Source organism: Rhodospirillaceae bacterium, assembly GCA_002746255.1.
Lineage (GTDB): Bacteria > Pseudomonadota > Alphaproteobacteria.
The window spans coordinates 1-17,069 of record NVWO01000015.1 but is presented as its reverse complement, the minus strand read 5'-3'; the positions used below and the strand labels follow the sequence as shown (position 1 = coordinate 17,069).

Sequence of the window (17,069 nt, the reverse complement as noted above, 5' to 3'; positions counted from 1 at the left end):
TGGGAACTGTCCATCCTTCTTGTACGCATCAGATTTTATAGGGCGGATGTGTGAGCCCACCCGGCGACAATGTGAAAGTTTCGCAGCCCGTCGCCGTTACGCCGATGCTGTGTTCGAATTGTGCGGAAAGCGAACGGTCCTTTGTGACCGCCGTCCATCCGTCTTCCAGAACTTTCACATCGAACTTCCCAGCATTGATCATCGGTTCAATCGTAAAAAACATGCCCTCTTGCAGGGGAAAGCCCGTTCCCGGCTTGCCAAAATGCATCACRCTTGGTGCTTCGTGAAAAATACGCCCCAGGCCATGGCCGCAGAAATCGCGGACGACCGAATAACGATGGGATTCGGCGTAATCCTGAATAACGTGGCCGATGTCTCCTAGCCGAACGCCGGGCTTCACAATCGCGATGGCGCGCATCAGGCATTCGTAGGTGACCTCGATAAGACGCCGGGCTTTTACGCTTGGTTTGCCAATGTAAAACATCCGGCTGGTGTCCCCGTGCCAGCCGTCTAGGATCACGGTTACGTCGATGTTCAGGATATCGCCATCGTGCAATGCCTTTTTGCCGGGGATGCCGTGGCAAACGACGTGGTTTACGGATGTGCAGATGGATTTCGGAAAACCACGGTAATTCAGCGGTGCGGAAATGCCACCTCGTTCGACAGTGAACGCATCGCACAAGCGGTCGAGTTCCTCGGTGGAAACACCCGGTTTCACATAGGGCGTGATAAAATCGAGGGTCTCGGCGGCAAGTTTCCCGGCGCGGTGCATGCTCTCAAAGTCCTTGGCACCGTGAAAGGTGATGTTGCCAGGGTCTTCAAAGCTATTGGAGGGGTCGTCATTTGTAGGGTCGTGCTCCACAGATATACCTCTATCGTTTGTCGGGTTTTTAAAGGGAGAACGGCAACGGCCGGTCCAGTTCGATGGCATCCACGCTCATCTTGCAGGAAAAACACAACATTTCGACTCCCGCCGCCCGGGCCGTCTTCATCGCCGCAGCATAAGCCGGATCGATTTCCCCGGCGAGAACGAAGTCGGCGCAATCCCCCCGCTGGACAAGGTAGAGCATCACGCCACGCTTGCCGGCTTGAACGACCTTGGCAAGTTCGGCCAGATGCTTTGCGCCACGGACTGTCACCGAGTCGGGGAAGGCGGCTGAATTTCCAAGCCGCAGGGTGACGCTTTTTACCTCGACGTAACAGGACGGTTGGCCTGTTTTTTCGAGAAGAAAATCGATGCGTGAGTTTTGCCCATAGCGAACTTCGCGTCGAACGGTGTCATAGCCTGCGAGTTGTGGAATTTCTCCGGCAACAAGCTTTTCCTCGACAATGCGATTGGCGTAGGCGGCGTTGATGCCAACGAGGGTTTTGCCGATGCGCACGAGTTCCCATGTGTAGTGAAGCTTGCGCTTTGGGTTTTGGGCCGGGGACAGCCACACCTCGCCACCGACAGGAAGCAGGCCCATCATCGAGCCGGGATTGGGGCAATGGGCGGTGACATGGGTGCCGTCTTCAAGGGCGATGGTGCTCAGGAAGCGTTTGTAACGTTCAAGGAGGGTGCCGCGGATCAGCGGCGCTGAAAAATCCATGACAGGAAGGTAAAAGCAGGACCCGAACCTTTCAACAAAACATCTTCGGGCGGGCGCGGGCTGCACGCAGCGACTGAGGGAATCCGGCGGCTTGCCTGTCTTCCGCCCCGGGGCTAGGGTGCGCGAGGTTTGCCCTTAAATTGGCCCGCTTGGCGAAATTGGTAGACGCAACGGACTTAAAATCCGTTTTCTGGAAACGGGAGTGCTGGTTCGAGTCCGGCAGCGGGCACCACTTTGATGTTTTTTCTTTAGGCCAGCGCTTCGAGACGTGGCGTCAGGCGGTGCGTGGTTTGTGAGCCGTGGCGAATGCTTGGGAAAGGGATTCCCTAAGACGGGCCCATGGTCTTGGCAAGCGCCTTGATTTTTTTCTGAATCCGGTCCCGTGCCGCGCGGAAATGCGCTTGTGGTTCGCCGCGCGACGGGGCTGCCGGGTCCGTTATTGGCCAGTGCAATCGCGTAACCCGCCCGGGCAGAGCCGGGCAAACCTCCTCGGCGCACAGCGTGACCACCAGATCAAGGCTGGAGGGGTCGATTGTATCCACAGATTTTGCGTGTTGGCCGGTTATATCGATACCAATTTCGGCCATGGCCGCGACGGCATGAGGGTTTACGGACGCGGGCTTTGAGCCGGCGCTCAACGCGTCGACCTGGTCGCCAAGAATATGCCGGGCAAGGCCCTCGGCCATCTGGCTGCGGGCGGAGTTTGCAACGCAAAGAAATAAAACACGCTTCATATGGAGCGCATGATCCCTGCGGCTTTTTTAGCTCGCTCGTGTTGTTGTGCCTGGACGGCGGGGCCGCGCTCGTACCATGCCTTGCTGGCATTTACGATTTTCACCACCGAGAGCATCACCGGTACTTCGACCAGAACGCCGACCACCGTCGCAAGGGCTGCGCCGGAATGGATACCAAACAGGCTGATCGCCACGGCAACGGCCAGCTCGAAAAAATTACTCGCGCCGATGAGTGCCGAGGGGGCGGCGACACAATGGGCCGATCCGACCTTGCGGTTGAGGATGTAAGCGAGCCCCGAGTTCAAATAGACTTGGATCAGGATCGGCACGGCAAGGAATACGATCACGATTGGCTGGGCGATGATCTGCTCGCCCTGAAAGGCGAACAGGAGGACAAGCATCATCAGAAGCGCAACGACCGAGACGGCCTGCACCCTGCCCAACAGCTTCTTGAGGGCCGACTCTCCGCCGGTCCCCAGGGTTCGTTTGCGCAAAAGCTGGGCAATGACGACAGGCACGAGGATGTAAAGCCCGACAGAGAGAAGGAGTGTCTCCCACGGTACAATGATCGCTGACAGACCGAGCAGAAAGCCCACGATCGGCGCGAAGGCAAACACCATGATAAGGTCGTTCAGGGCCACCTGACTTAGTGTGAAAAGCGGCTCGCCATTGGAAAGATTGCTCCAGACAAAGACCATTGCCGTGCAGGGTGCGGCGGCCAGAATGATAAGGCCGGCGATGTAGCTGTCTATCTGCTCGGGCATCAGATAGGGGCGGAACAGATAGCCAATGAAAAACAGGCCAAGCGCTGCCATGGAGAAGGGTTTGATTGCCCAGTTGACAAACAGCGTCACGCCAATCCCACGCCAATGCTCGCGAACCCCGTCCAGCGCCGAAAAATCGACCTTCACCAGCATCGGGATGATCATTAGCCAGATCAGTATGGCAATCGGGATGTTGACCTGGGCAATTTCGGCGCTGCCAATGGCCTGGAACAGGCCGGGTAGAAAATGCCCAAATGCGATGCCCGTGACGATGCAAAGGGTAACCCAGATCGTCAGGTGGCGTTCAAAACTGGACATATGGATATCCTATTCCGTTTTGGGCGATTGGGTTGTTTGCCGCGCAACTTCGTCCAGGAAGCTTTGGAGTGGTTTCAGGGCCTCTGCGTTAAGCGTGTAGCAGATACGTGCCCTTTCAACCTCGCCGGTGATGATTCCGGCGGCTTTAAGGATGCGCAATCGAGCGGGGTGTCCAAGCGCCTTGGCAAGCATCGCAAGGGTTTTGTTTTCCGGCGTTGCCGTAAGTGGTGTGTTGGCTTCTTGTGCTTTGATGTTTTTTTAGGCCAGCGCTTCGAGAAGCGGCGTCAGGCGGTGCTCGTATTGCCGCCATCGGCGGACGGCGCTTGTGGTCATTGGCTGGCGGACGCGCGCAACGCTTGCGGTTGGCACCAGGCGTTCGGTTTTGTGGAAGTCGAGACAGGCCGCTTCCCAAGGAAGCGCGCAGAAATCGAGCAGGCGCCGGATATGTGTTTCGGGGTCGGTGACAAGGCCTTCATAGGATAGGTCAAACACGCGCCCTGGCAATACGGCATGCCAGTGGTTCATCAACCGTTGGTAAAGTTTATAAGACTTCCCCAACTCGGTGAGGTCGTAAGCGAAATCGCGCGCGCCATCGAAGTAGCATTTGTAACTGGCGAGGCAGATGTCAAAGGGGTTGCGGGTGGCATGGATGATTTTCGCATTCGGCAGGGCCAGGTGAATGAGGCCGATATGGTGAAAATTCTGCAGCCATTTGTCGGTAATATGTGACGCGTTTGGTGCCAGACGGGCCATGGCATCGACGTAAGCCTGTCCAAGACGCGCAAAGTCTTCGCCTTTCATGTTCAGAACCGTTTCCGGAAATTCAGACCCGGATGCGCCCCCCAGTTTTGAGATGTGATGGGCAAGTTCCTGACGCTCGCCGGCACCATAGACGCCGGAATGGGTCGCCAGAATCTGTTCGATCAGGGTGGCACCGGATCGGGGCATGCCAAGAATGAAAATCGGCATGTCGCTGGTTGCGCCTTGCCCCTCTTGTCCGGTCAGGAAGGCTTTGTTGAAGGTGGCGATGATGCGGTTCGTTCGCGTCTCTTCCTTGTCGATGTCGAAGGAAAGGGACGCGTGCTTTAAGGCATTGCCTTTCTCAAAATAATCGAAGGCATGGTCGTACGCTTCGCAATCCTCATGGGCCTTGCCGATGGCGAAACAGAAGATTGCCTTTTGCTGTTCGTCAAGATTTGGTTTGGCGAATTCCGTTTCCATCGCTGCGATGTCCGGGTCCCCGGGCGAAAATGTTTTTAGATTTGAAAGTCGCAGATGCAGCGTCGCAAAGGCAGGCCATCGGCGGATGGCTTCGCGAAAGATGATTTCCGCTTCTTCGAATTTTCCAAGTCCCATCAAGGCGTTGCCGAGGTTGTAATGGGCCTCGGCCAGGCCCGGGTTCTGCGCAAAAGCCTGGCGGTATGCGACCAATGCGTCGTCGGGCTGTCCCACTTCCATCAGTAGGGTGCCAAGATTGGCAAGGGCTTCGGGGAAATCCGGGCGTTTCGCAATCGCGGCCCGGTACGCGGCAATGGCTTCCTCAAAACGATGGGATTTTATGAGCGCGAGGCCAAGATTATAATGGGCGGTGGGGGTGTCTGGCGCCTGGTCGAGAAAAATTCGATAGGCGGCAATGGCTTCCTCAAAACGACCAAGGGCCAGCAAGGCATCAGCAAGATTATAGGCGATGCCGGTGTTTTCCGGTTCAAGGTCGATCGCGCGTTGATAATTGCGAACGGCGTCTTCGAATTTTCCCTGCTGGTGAAGGACGGCACCGAGATTGAAACAGGTATCGACCGCGTTTGGGTTGCGCGTCAGCGCATCCTTGAAACAGCGAATAGCCTCGGTATTTTCACCCTTCTGCTGGCAGAGCACGCCGAGGGCGTGGAAGACGTCCGGCGCGTCTGTTGAATCCGGCGCATCGCCGAGCAGCTGGCGATAAATTTTTTCCGCGTCTGCCAGTTCGCCTTGCTGATGCAAGCGAAGTGCCTTCTGAAATTGTGTCTGCACGTGTCTCGTGCCTTTGTTTGTCGAAGCTGGCCCACGCGTTTGTCTGGGCCGTCAGGCTTCGGGTAGTGGAACGGATCGTGACGGACGTCAAAAATGTTGTAGTGCAATATGGTCTTTCGCAGAACCCTGTGAACAGGTGCTTATCGCGATTGCCATAAAAAATCTATTTAAACAAGGCGATGGGAGGTGTTTACAGAGGAAGCTACAAATTTAGATGTTATTAAGGCTGGCGACTGTCTTATAAAAACACGCCGCAGTCCTTATAAAAAAGCAGTCATTTGGTTGACTCTTTTGTCGCAAAACATTAGAATTCCAATGAGCATTTGATTTTATCAGCCCTTTGGCGGGGCGTGGGGGGATTGGAAGAAGATGGTTGCTATTCCAAAGGTAGACGTCAAACCGCAGGAGGTTCACAAGTACCTTCAGGAATTTGGCTGGAATATGGACAAGCGTCGCGGCAAATACCCGACGAAGTACACCTATAATCCGACCGCGCGCGAACAGTTCAAGCTCATCGCCAAAGAATATTGCCGCATGGAAGAGGAAAAGGATTCGCGCCAGTACGGCACGCTTCTCGATGGCCTTACCCGTATGAATGTCGGCAGCCGCATCGAACCGCGGTGGAATGAGATTATGAAGCTGGGTGCCCCGCTTTTGGAGGCGGGTGAGTACGCGGCGATTTCTGGTACCGCCGTTTTGTGGAATGCGACGCAAAGCCCGGAATTGAAAAACGGCTACCTTGCCCAGACGATGGACGAAGTGCGCCATACGGCGCAGATTGGCTATCTGAGCAGCTATATGGCGAAGCATACCTATGACCCATCTGGGCATTCGGATGCACGGCGTGCCCGCTACATGAACCCATTGTGGCGGCCTGCCAAGCGCGCCCTTTCGGACGGTTTTTGCGCCGGCGACCCGGTCGAATGTTCGTTAAACCTGCAATTGGTTGCCGAGGCCTGCTTTACGAACCCGCTGATTGTCGGTTTGACGGAATGGGCGGCGGCGAATGGTGACGAAGTAACGCCGACGATTTTCCTCAGCATCGAAACGGATGAGCTGCGCCACATGGCGAACGGCTATCAGACGATTGTTTCGATTATTCATGACCAGGAAAATCATAAATACATTCAGACGGATCTTGAAAATACGTTCTGGCTGCAAAACAAATTCATCACGCCGTTCGTTGGCGCCGTGCTGGAATATGGTTCTGTCAACAAGGTTGAGCCCTGGGTTGTTACCTGGGATCGCTGGGTCTATCAGGACTGGGCGTCCATGTGGCTTGGCCGGCTTGCAAAATTCGGCATCAAGACGCCGCGCAATCTGCTGGAAGCGAAGCAGGAGGCCTATTGGTCCCACCATTCGGCCTTCCTTGTTGCGACGGCGCTTTGGCCATTGATGTACATTCGCATCGAGCCGCCGACCGCGAAAGATTCGGACTGGTTTGAGAAAAATTATCCGGGCTGGTACGCCCGTTATGGGGTGTTCTACGACGTCTGGCAGGGTGCGAACTATCAGGATCCGGCCAGCAACTTCATTCCCTATCAGTGGCTGCAGAAGAACAACGTTCGCGTTTATCATTGCCGCACCTGTCAGATGCCGACGATTTCGCCGGACATCTATAATGCGGCGAAGAAGGCGCGCATCGTTGATTACGCCGGTCGGAATCATGCCTTCTGCTCGGATATGTGTGAGCGGATGTTCTTTATGGAGCCGGAGCGTTATCTGAACCAGATGACCTATTTCGAGGAATTCGATGGTTGGAATATCGCGGATCTTGTCGAGAGGTTCCATGGCGTGCGCCCAGACGGCACATTGATGTCGCAACCGCATCTAAATGCCGAGCGGATGTGGACGGTCGATGACCTTCGCGCCTGTAATTGCATCATCGAAGATCCGCTGCGCGTGTTCCATAGCTGATCCTTCATCGTGTGCTAGAAATTAATCGCGGCGGGGGGTTAAGGTACAATCCCCTCCCGCCTCTGTTGCAGGCAGCCATAATTGTTCGAACCCCTTGCCGTTACAGCGAGCGGGTAAAATAAAATCGCGGGGAGCGTATCTCAAATGGCAATTAAAAAAGTAGCCCCTCGAAGGGGGATCTATCCAGAGCACGATCCTCAAGGGGAGCCGCTTTCGGGCAATCGCGGGCTTGTCTATTTTGCGAAGCCGCGTGGGAAGAAACTAACGGAATATGAGAAGCTGATCCTTTATGCTCAGCCAAATCCGGACTGGATTCCCGGCGGGCTTGACTGGGGGGATTTCCCGTCAAAATTCAGCGGGGGACGCGACACCTGGGGGAATTATTTCACGGAAATGAAGTGCCAGGACTGGTACGCTTTTCGTGATCCAAATCGGCGCTGGCAGTACCCCTATGTACGGGAAAAAGCGGACGATTGGCGGACGTTGCAGCGCCGTCTGGCCTCTTATGCCGAGATGAAGGCATGCGACCGCATGGACGGCTGGTGGCGCGAGGAGATTCTCAGAAAGGTCTGGGGTGGGTTTCTCCATCACGAATACGGCGTCTTCAACGCCATGTCTTCCGTTTGTCGGGACGTGCTCAGCGATATTATTCGCGCGGCCACGTGCACCGGGGCTTTCGACCTGCTTGATAATTCGCAGATGATTCAAATGCAGCGGCTGTTTCTGGCAAAACTGCTGCCCGACAGCTTTGATGCGGGTGTCAAATCCTCCCGGGAATTATGGGAGAAAGGCGAAATTTACGCGCCGGCGATCAAAATGGTCGATGAATTGTGGGACCAGACCTCGGATCATTGCGAAATTCTGTTCGTTATTTATCTGACGCACGAGGCCCTTTATGGCCGGTTTGTTCGTGAGGTTCTCATGGAAGATTATGCGGGTCTTTTTGGCGACACGCTGACCGGGATGTTCTTGCCGGACATGAAGCGGGCAGACCATGTGGCGCGGGATTGGAACTTCGATCTTTTCCACAATATCCTTGGAGGCGATCCAGAATTTGGGTTCATGAACCGCAAAATCATGCAGGTCTGGCTGGACCGATGGTTGCCGAAGACGCTTGCCTGCGTTCGTGCCTTCCGGCCGGTTTTCGACAGGCCGGAAATCAAAAAAGCCCGTGAGGCCATTGGTCTTCCTTCACCGGAGGTCCGGTTTGCGGGCATTCTGGAGGACTGGAAGCAAAAATACCTCGATCCGATCGAACTGCAGGTTGATTTGCAGAAGGCAAAGCAACTTACCGTTTGAGCCGGGATGGGCTGAATTCTGGCGGGTCTTTATCGCAGTGTGTGACAGGCTTTCGGCGCCATGTGTGGACCGGATTCCTGGTTTCTATATCACATTCGTTGCGATAGCATCCGTTACTGCGGTAAGGAAATTGACCTCGTCAAAGGAGGTGGGCCTCCTTCCTTGTCCTTGAAATTTTTCCTCGGGGGATTACAAAAATGGCAGACGGTAAAAAGAAATCGCAAGATATCGAGGTGCCGGAAGAAGTTAGCTTCGAAGAGCATAACAAGGAAATTTCGTACGACGAGGCAACCTTCGATCCGGAGGCATTCCAGAAAAAATTCATGAGCCAGGACAAGCTGCGCACGACCAACACCGTGTCGATGGCTCTGATGAAGACGGATGAAATTGAAACGATCGTCGAAAGTTACCTGGCCGATAAGGAAGGGATTTACGTAGAGGACCGCGGTCCTTACTACTATGTGGCTTGCGATGGAGAGGTCGTTCTCGATTTTGACGAAATCGAAGAGGATTTAGGCCGGTCCTACAGCGTCTTTGACTTTCTGGTGAACCTTTCGACGACAGTCGGGCGTGCGTTGACCGTTGACAACAAATTTATCTTGACGACGCGGCTTATCGGCATCGAGGATGATGGCGAGGAAGTTTCCCCTAAAAAATCCTGAAGACACTTGGTTTTTTGCTGTTCGATTTGTTGTGTCCCCTATAAAAATCAACCGGTGGAACGACGGCCCGGCGGGTGCATAAATTCGAACGGCGACATTGAAACGGTAGACGTATGAGGTTTTTATTCCATGCATAAAGTGCATTGCACCTTTTTAGATGGCAAAGAAATCAGCTTCGAATGTGATTCGGCGGACGATCTTGTCCACGGCGCCAGCCTTCAGAATGTCGTTTTGCCCGCGTACTGCATGCAGGGAATTTGTGGAACCTGCAAAGGCAGGCTCGTTTCTGGCGAGGTTGACATGGGCGCCCTTGATCCGGCTGCCCTCACGCCTGAGGAGGCGGAGGATGACCATATTCTGCTTTGCCAGGCGCATCCTACTTCCGACGTCGAAATCGAATTTGAATATGATTCGGACCGCGTCACGGTTCCGGAAAAAGGTGGCGGCGAGATTCTGGAAGTTGGGCCGGCGTCACCTTCGGGCAACGTCTACCACCTCGTTCTTAAGGCGATGGTCGACTACAAGGACGAAAAGATGCTGTTCTGGAATGCCGGGCAGTACGTGGCCTTGTGTGTGCCGGATACGGAAGAATGGCGCATGTATTCTGCCGCGAATACACCAAATATGGAAAATCGGATTGAGTTCTATATCAGCATTCTGGATGGCGGTACCTTTTCCACCTATTTGAAAGAGCGCGCGAAAGTCGGTGACGTCATCCCCGGTCGTGGTCCGTTTGGTCTCTATCATTACTGCCTGACAGACCGTCCGCCGGTTTTCATCGCGGGTGGAACCGGGCTTGGGCCGAACCTTGGGATCATCCGTCAGCTTGCGACGCAGTTCTATCCAAAGCGAATTCGCCTCTTTCTCGGTATTACAGAGCCGGGGGATGTTTTCTGTAAGGATGAAATTGCGCAATTGCAGGAAGAACTTCCCGATTTTGCCCCTTATTACGCTTGCGCGAATGCCGATGAATCCTGGGAGGGAGACAAGGGCTATGTCACGGACAGCCTTCTGAAGCAGATGGAAGGCGAGAATTTCACCGACTATGAATATTATCTTTGCGGCCCGCCGGCGATGGTCGAGGCCGTGGATAAGGTTCTGAAAGAAAAAAATGTCGACCCGTCGCATGTTCACCGCGAGGAATTTATCGCCTCTGCCGGAACGGGATCGTAACGGGATCGCCGTTGTTTTTTGTGCGCCGCATGTATTGCGGTATTTTACAGGTGAGCCAAGGGGTAGACGGTTAAAAACAAACAGGAATACTGCATTGCAGCATTGCAGCATTGATGTCTGTCCCGTTGATTGGGAGGCAGCTTTGCTGATAGGGGGCGGTTGCGGGCGTGATTAGCGGAACCGCTAATGCTTCATTGACGAAATTGCCTTTTTCACGTTACTGCTGTTGAAACCAAACGAAAGTTTTGGATTTTATAATTACGCGACTAAGGGGGGGGACGTCTGTTGAAATCCGCAATGGGTTTCTGGCGTGTTCCGGAAAATCGATCGATTGGCCTTTGGTTTTCCCAAAGTCCTTTTTTTGTGGGCCGGGTTTCATAGTTCGCGGGGCTGTGTATTGGGAATTGTCATCGATGTAAGGTGGCCGAGTTCGCTTTAATGAAGCTTTGACGACGACACCTTTGAGGGGAAGGACGTATGAAAAGAGGGAAACTAGGCGGCATAGCGGCAAAGATTGCTCCATGGGCAATCATTGTAGGCCTTTACGGCCTTGCACAAATCGAGCTGACGCCGGTTGGAGAGCCAGTTCAGATTCCCCCGATTGGGGAACGTGACCGCTACTATGGCGTTCAAACGCCTGAGCCGGGCATCATCTGGATGGTTGGCAATGGTGGTAAAATCATCCGCAGTGAGGATGACGGCGTTAGCTGGGTCGTTCAAAAGACCGAAACAGATTTGAACTTAATGGCGATCGCGACGTGGGATAAAGATCACGCCGTCGTGGTGGGCAACACCGGTGTCATCCTGGTAACCAGCGATGGCGGCGAGACCTGGGTGGAAAAAGAATCTGAGAAATCCAAGATTGCCAACAAGCTGATCCGCGTGCGTGTCGTGCCGAATACGGACATGGCGATCGCTGTTGGCAGCCTGGGGAGAGTTCTTCTTACGAAAGACAGGGGCGAAACCTGGGAACAGCAATATCGCTATTATGATCGGTCCTTTTTTGAAGAGCGCTTTACCGATCTGGCGGGCGGTGTTCGACGCGTGAATCAGGACGTCATTCGTCGCGGCCGCTTTGAGCGGGACATCTCGTTCTATGACGTCGCCATTCTGAGTGAATGCGAATGGATGATCACCGGCGAGTATGGCTACGTGAACCAGACAAAGGATTGTGGCTACAACTGGCTGGAAACGCGTCCCGCCTATGACACAATCAACAGCATGAAATTTCGGGACAAGGACCACGGTGTTCTCGTCGGTGGCTCGGGCACGATTCTCATCACCAGCGATGGGGGTGAGACCTGGGAGCAGCTTGAGGCCGAAGGCGTTCCTATCTCACATCTTTATGACGTTGAATGGGTTGAACAAGATCAAACATGGCTGGCCACGGGCGAGGGTGGCGTTATCGTGAAAAGCGATGCGTCTGCAGAAACCTGGACTGCCAGCCGGATCGATCCTGCTAAATCCCCCTGGTTTGTCGACATCCAGCCGATGGCGGGCAAAATATATGTCTGCGGTGAAGATGCTGGGATTCTGACGGTGGCTTCTGGGGAGTGGGTTGAACTTCCCCGCCCCGAAACACATTTTTAGTCGTTTGCGGAGGACTGTGAGTTATGGCTAAGGACTATAACCAACGGATGACGAAGCTCATCGAAGTGGTGTGCGAGTTTACCATCCGCAACCGTCTTGCTTTCCTGATTGTTTTGGGAAGCATGACATTGGCGCTTGGCATTGTGGTGGCGACGCAGACGAAAATTGAAAGTTATTTCCCTGATCTTCTGCCGCAGGATCATCCTTACATTAAGATTAACGAAAAATATAAGGAAACCTTCGGCGGCTCGAACATGATTACCATCATGATGGAGGCTAAAGAGGGGAATATCTTCACGACGCCGTTCCTGCAGAAGATCAAGAATTTGCAGTTCAACTTGCGCGAGGTTCCAGGGGTCAACCAGTTTCAGGTTATCTCGATCGCCGGTCGCAAGCTGAAAATGGTGAAGGCCTCGACGGCGGGTGTCGAAACCCGGCCGTTTATGGACAAGGAAACCTATCGGGCAGGTGAAGGCGTTCCGCAGACCCAGAAGGAGCTCGACCAGCTTCGCGACGCAATTCTGACGTCAAGAACGGTTTATGGAACCTATGTTTCCAAGGATCTTCGCTCGGTGTTGATTACGGTTGATTTCATCGACCGTCTATTGGAATACACGCCTGCCTTTAACAAGATTAACGAAATTCTGGACAAGGAACGGGACGACACGGTCCGTATCCGGGTGGTGGGCGAGCCCATGCTCTATGGCTGGGTCCACTATTATTTCCCGGAGACGATGACAATTTTCATGCTTACCTGGGCGGCACTTCTGGCCTTCCTGTTTCTCGTCATGCGGACCTGGCGGGGAACGCTTCTGCCCTTGCTGTCCGGTCTTGTGTCCGGCACCTGGGCGTTGGGGATCGTCGCCTTAATGGGCTTCAACTTCGATCCGCTCGTCATTGTTGTGGCGTTTCTGTTAACGGCGACGGCCATCTCGCACTCCCTGCAGCTGACAGTTCGATTTGATGACAACGTCAACGCCGGCTACACGGACATGAGGAAGGCGGCGCTGCAGTCGATGACGATGCTGACCAGGCCGCTTTTTCTTGGGCTTGCCACTTCCGCCGGCGCCATACTGGTCGTTGCGCTTACGCCCATTCCATTGCTTGAAAAGGTGGCGATCACCGGGACGATCTGGGTGTTTACGATCATCATAAGCGCGTATTTCCTGACGCCGCTGCTGTTGAGCTACGTGAAAAACCCGAAAGCCGTGTTGCATCCGGTTGATTTACAGCCGGCCATCTTTAAATTCCTGAATCTGGCTGTGAGTACGGCCACCGCCAGGGGGTCGCGGAAATGGGTTTTGATCGCGGCGCTGGTGATTTTCATCATGGGGGGGGTGATGTCCTTTAACCTCACGGTGGGGGATGCCAATTCAGGTTCGCCGATCCTATGGGTGGATTCGAAATACAACATCGACTCGGACGTTATCAATACGACGTACCGTGGGGCCGATCGCATGTTTATCGTCGTGAGAGGGCCTCGGAACACGTTGAAATCGCCAAAAATTCTCCGGAACATGGCCAATCTGCAGCGTTTCATGGAGGCGCAGCCTGAAATCGGCGGGTCCGTCTCACTCGCCGACCTTCTGCCGGCGATTCAACGGGTTTTCTACGAAGGCAATCCACGCTTTTACGAGATTGGCGACGACATTCTGGTGAACGGGGAGCTGGCTTATCTTTACCTTTCCGGTTCCGAGCCTGGGGATGCGGACAAGTTCAACAACTTTGTCTACAGCGAAGGTTCGATCCGCTTCATGTTCCGTGACCACAGGGGCACAACGATCCGCACCGGCATCGCGCGTCTGAAGGACTACATTGCAGAGAACCCGCTTGAACTTGAGAAAGATTTCGGCATGGCGCATGAAATCTCCGACTATGGCGGGGGCATCAGCGATGCCGTGCTTGGTGGGACCGGTAAAAGAGAGGCCCATGAAGGCGGTACCGCCATTGGAGAGATCGCAGCACAGGCCCATCCCGAATATTACCTGGCCGGCGGCTTGATAGGTGTCTTGGGGGCAGTGAACGAGGTCATTCTCGCCAAGCAGCTCGAATCCATTGCCCTGGCACTCCTTTGGATTGGGCTCTGCGCGGCGGCTATCTATCGGAACGCTTCGTCGGCCCTCTTCTTCATGGTGCCGGTTGCGCTTTCGAACGTGATCACGTTCAGCTATATGACGATGAAGGGCATCGGCATGAATATCAACACCGTGCCGGTTGCGGCCCTTGGCATTGCCCTGGGCGTTGATTATGCGTTCTACATTGCCGATGGCATTCGCGAGGAACTTCGAGAAACCAGAGACCCGATGGCGGCGATTATCAAGGCGCTGCATAGCGCCGGTCGTGGGGTGTTGATTACCGCGAGCACTCTGGTGATCAGCATCATTCTCTGGACCTTCTCTTCGGTCCGGTTCCAGGCGGAAATGGGGGCTCTGATGTGCGTCTGGCTTACGATATCGGCCTTGAGTGCTCTCTTCGTCATTCCGGCAATGGCCTATGTTTTCCGGCCGGAATTCATCTTCGGTGTGGCGGGGTCGTCGGCGGAGCCGGCAACGGCTCCGGCCAGTGGGAGCTGATCGGTCAGGCAGAGAAAGAGACCATTTATTGCTATGCACAAAAAAGCCAATAAGGAAAAGCAGGAGACGGCACGGTTTGTGCCGTCTCCTGTCCTTAACAAAAGGCTGGACAAGCAAAAAATGACTGGGGTAAGTTACGTTTGTGTGGCCCGTCCGTTATCGGGCATGCGGGAAAGATTACGTAACGAAAAAGCAGCCGGTGTTTTTCAAGCCGGCACGTGTTGAGCCGACGACGTTTTTAAAGTTTTCAGTCGTTTGGTGTGTTCGGGGACGTTTTAGGGAACGGCCTGTCGTTTAGGGGAGTTGATCTACAAAGTGCGTTCGTTTGAAGAAATCGACAAATCGAAATTGTCGAATACGGGGGATCTTTACGGCTTTTTAAAGATTCATTCGGCTTTTACACATGTGCATATGTGTAGCTTTGGCCTGTAACGGGCTGTGTTTGCAAACCTTAGGGAAATATGGCGATGAAGAATAAAAACTCTATTTTTAGAAAGATGCCGGCGCGCTCGATGCTATTGGCGGCGACGCTTGCTCCAGCGGCCCTTCTTGGCGCTGGCAGTGCGACAGCAGGGATCGTCTTTGACGACGATCCATGGATCCCAGGTTCGTGGTCAACCAGTGGGTACGTCCGCGAACAGATGTCGATGAACCTCGCCAACCGGCCAGGCACGACTTTCGATGACAAATACATGATCTCGATGTTGCGGACGACCATCCGTGTTGATCTGGACGGTTCAATCGGACCCGTTCGCATCGGCATCGTCGGTCGTGTTTCACGGGAAGCGGAAACCGAGTTCCTGAGAAGCCTCGATCGCGGTACGCGCGACGGCAAATTCTTCAATGCTCTCCAGCAGGGCGGCGGCGACAACATGGCCGAGCCGAATTTTATTAAGGCAGAGCTGGACGAAGAAGAGCTTCGTGAATATTTCATCGAATTTGATGTTGGCGATCGTTTCGTCTTCAAACTCGGCAAGCAGCAGGTTGTCTGGGGCGAGACGGACTTCTTCCAGGCGATGGACATCCTCCATGGCCGCGACCTTCGCTGGCGTCTTTTCTTCGAGCCGGAAAATGAGGAATGGCGGAAACCGTTGATCATGTTCAACGTGATTGCTCAGGTGCCGGAACTTGACGGTTCCCTGCAGGTTATCATTCGCCCGGGTCTGGATCGTGGGCGGGATCTTGGTAATTCCGTTGACTTCTTTGGTGGCCGTTGGCAGCCGAACCCCTTCGATTCCATCAACTTCTTCCAGGATGCCATCCTGCCGCTCAATTACGAACATCGTTCGGGCGACAAGGACGATATAACCGGGGCCGTCCGCTGGGCTGGTACGCTTGGTGCGTGGTCGAACTACACGGGCTATTCCTTTGCCTTCATTCGCACCCATCTGGCCGCGTCGCCGATTTCGACTTCGGTCCTGGGCTTCAAGGGTGAGGGGCCGACATCCGTCGCAAATGGCGGCTTAGGTGCTTTGGGTCAGGCAATTTTCCCGATCCTTAACAACTATGCGATGTCGTTTAACTACGATCTCAGCGTGCTTGGCGTCGGGCCATGGACCCTGGCGGCAGAAGTTGTGTGGACACCGGAACGTCCGATGAACCGTGGTTTCTCTGGCAATGCCACCGGCATTGCCAATATGCAGGCCCAGGGCGGCCTGGCGGCGGCCTTCGCGGGCGCGTTCGGCAGTGCCGGGCATGGTCTTGCACCGACTGAGAAAAGTCAGTTGCTGTGGATGTTGCGCGCCGAATCTACAGGCGTTCGCCTGATGGATTACATCGGTACGGGACGGCCTTCCTTCCTGTCCTTCCAGCTGTTTGATCGCTGGCTCACCGACTTCGACCCGAATGAGGAAGTCATCGATACGGCTGGGTGGAATGCGGCGTCGTCCGAGCACACCTTCATCTTCACAATCGTCTTGTTGATGAACTACAACTACGATCTGATTAACCCAGGTATCGCTTGGGGTACGGATCTGACCCATGGCGGCGGGTTCTTCCTGCCTTGGGTGGAGTTCATCTGGGGTGATTTCTGGCGTCTTCGGGCAGAAGTGAATTTCTTCTACTCAGAGGGTCAGCCGTCGAGCAACGTGGCAAGTCAGGGCAATCCTGGCGAGCTTGGCAATGGCGGGCATGTCTTTGGTCTCTTCCAGGACCAGGACCAGTTCGTACTGCGGTTGACGCGTCAGTTCTAAGAACGTCAAAACATCTGGCGGGGCCTTCGGGCTCCGCCAGTTTTTTTTCTGCAGAGGAAAAAGCACCGGGCTTTGTTGCCAGGTGAAAAGCAAGAAAAGTTCCCTTTGTTTTCTTCTTGATTCGTCTATTCGAACCTAAGGGGCATTAGTTTGAGAGGATTTGGAATGTTGAAATTAAGCAAGGTTCTACAGGCTGGCGCATTTGTTGTTGCGCTTGGTTTTGTGGGCGGCGCAGCGTTTGCGGAGGA

Annotated in this window: 13 protein-coding genes and 1 tRNA gene; 8 read left to right on the top strand and 6 right to left on the bottom strand. The window is 54.4% G+C overall.

Annotated elements, in window-relative coordinates; genetic code table 11:
- Positions 1-28 precede the first annotated feature (28 nt).
- On the bottom strand, positions 29-931 hold the full coding sequence (gene map, locus COA65_08205; protein PCJ58210.1) for a type I methionyl aminopeptidase: 903 nt from the start codon (positions 929-931) through the stop codon (positions 29-31).
- Positions 891-1,589: a DNA/RNA nuclease SfsA gene (locus COA65_08200; GenBank protein ID PCJ58209.1), complete on the bottom strand. Its 699-nt coding sequence runs from the start codon at positions 1,587-1,589 to the stop codon at positions 891-893. Before COA65_08200 ends, map begins: the two co-directional genes overlap by 41 nt.
- Before the next feature lie 143 nt (positions 1,590-1,732).
- Here COA65_08200 and COA65_08195 point away from each other — a divergent pair.
- A tRNA-Leu gene (locus tag COA65_08195) sits at positions 1,733-1,821 on the top strand.
- Positions 1,822-1,915: 94 nt separating this feature from the next.
- Here the strand turns inward: COA65_08195 and COA65_08190 are convergent.
- The 4 genes from COA65_08190 to COA65_08175 are packed head-to-tail and all read right to left on the bottom strand — an operon-like array spanning position 1,916 to position 5,415.
- The gene (locus tag COA65_08190; protein PCJ58208.1) at positions 1,916-2,323 is read right to left on the bottom strand and encodes a low molecular weight phosphatase family protein; all 408 of its coding nucleotides are present in this window, start codon (positions 2,321-2,323) and stop codon (positions 1,916-1,918) included.
- Positions 2,320-3,405 (bottom strand): arsenical-resistance protein, encoded by a 1,086-nt coding sequence (gene arsB / locus COA65_08185; GenBank protein ID PCJ58207.1) that lies wholly within the window; start codon positions 3,403-3,405, stop codon positions 2,320-2,322. The genes COA65_08190 and arsB overlap by 4 nt, the downstream gene beginning before the upstream one ends.
- 9 nt (positions 3,406-3,414) lie before the next feature.
- Entirely contained in the window at positions 3,415-3,657 is a 243-nt protein-coding gene (locus tag COA65_08180; protein ID PCJ58206.1) for a hypothetical protein, read from the bottom strand.
- A gap of 6 nt (positions 3,658-3,663) precedes the next feature.
- Positions 3,664-5,415 carry a hypothetical protein gene (locus COA65_08175; GenBank protein PCJ58205.1) on the bottom strand — a complete coding sequence of 584 codons (1,752 nt, stop codon included), beginning with the start codon at positions 5,413-5,415 and terminating at the stop codon, positions 3,664-3,666.
- A 369-nt stretch (positions 5,416-5,784) separates the two neighbouring features.
- On the opposite strand from COA65_08175, the gene COA65_08170 reads away from it, so the two are divergent.
- From COA65_08170 to COA65_08140, 7 genes are all read left to right on the top strand, one after another.
- Positions 5,785-7,332, top strand: a complete 1,548-nt coding sequence (locus COA65_08170; GenBank protein PCJ58204.1) for a methane monooxygenase — start codon at positions 5,785-5,787, stop codon at positions 7,330-7,332.
- Between the two features lie 144 nt (positions 7,333-7,476).
- The gene (locus COA65_08165) at positions 7,477-8,631 is read left to right on the top strand and encodes a methane monooxygenase (GenBank protein ID PCJ58203.1); all 1,155 of its coding nucleotides are present in this window, start codon (positions 7,477-7,479) and stop codon (positions 8,629-8,631) included.
- Between the two features lie 197 nt (positions 8,632-8,828).
- A complete protein-coding gene (locus COA65_08160; protein ID PCJ58202.1) occupies positions 8,829-9,293 on the top strand; it encodes a hypothetical protein in 465 nt (154 codons plus the stop codon).
- A 129-nt stretch (positions 9,294-9,422) separates the two neighbouring features.
- Positions 9,423-10,466 (top strand): hypothetical protein, encoded by a 1,044-nt coding sequence (locus COA65_08155; GenBank protein PCJ58201.1) that lies wholly within the window; start codon positions 9,423-9,425, stop codon positions 10,464-10,466.
- A gap of 477 nt (positions 10,467-10,943) precedes the next feature.
- Positions 10,944-12,056, top strand: a complete 1,113-nt coding sequence (locus COA65_08150; GenBank protein ID PCJ58200.1) for a hypothetical protein — start codon at positions 10,944-10,946, stop codon at positions 12,054-12,056.
- A gap of 23 nt (positions 12,057-12,079) precedes the next feature.
- Positions 12,080-14,629, top strand: a complete 2,550-nt coding sequence (locus COA65_08145; protein ID PCJ58199.1) for an RND transporter — start codon at positions 12,080-12,082, stop codon at positions 14,627-14,629.
- 497 nt (positions 14,630-15,126) lie between these two features.
- A complete protein-coding gene (locus COA65_08140) occupies positions 15,127-16,821 on the top strand; it encodes a hypothetical protein (protein PCJ58198.1) in 1,695 nt (564 codons plus the stop codon).
- Positions 16,822-17,069 lie beyond the last annotated feature (248 nt).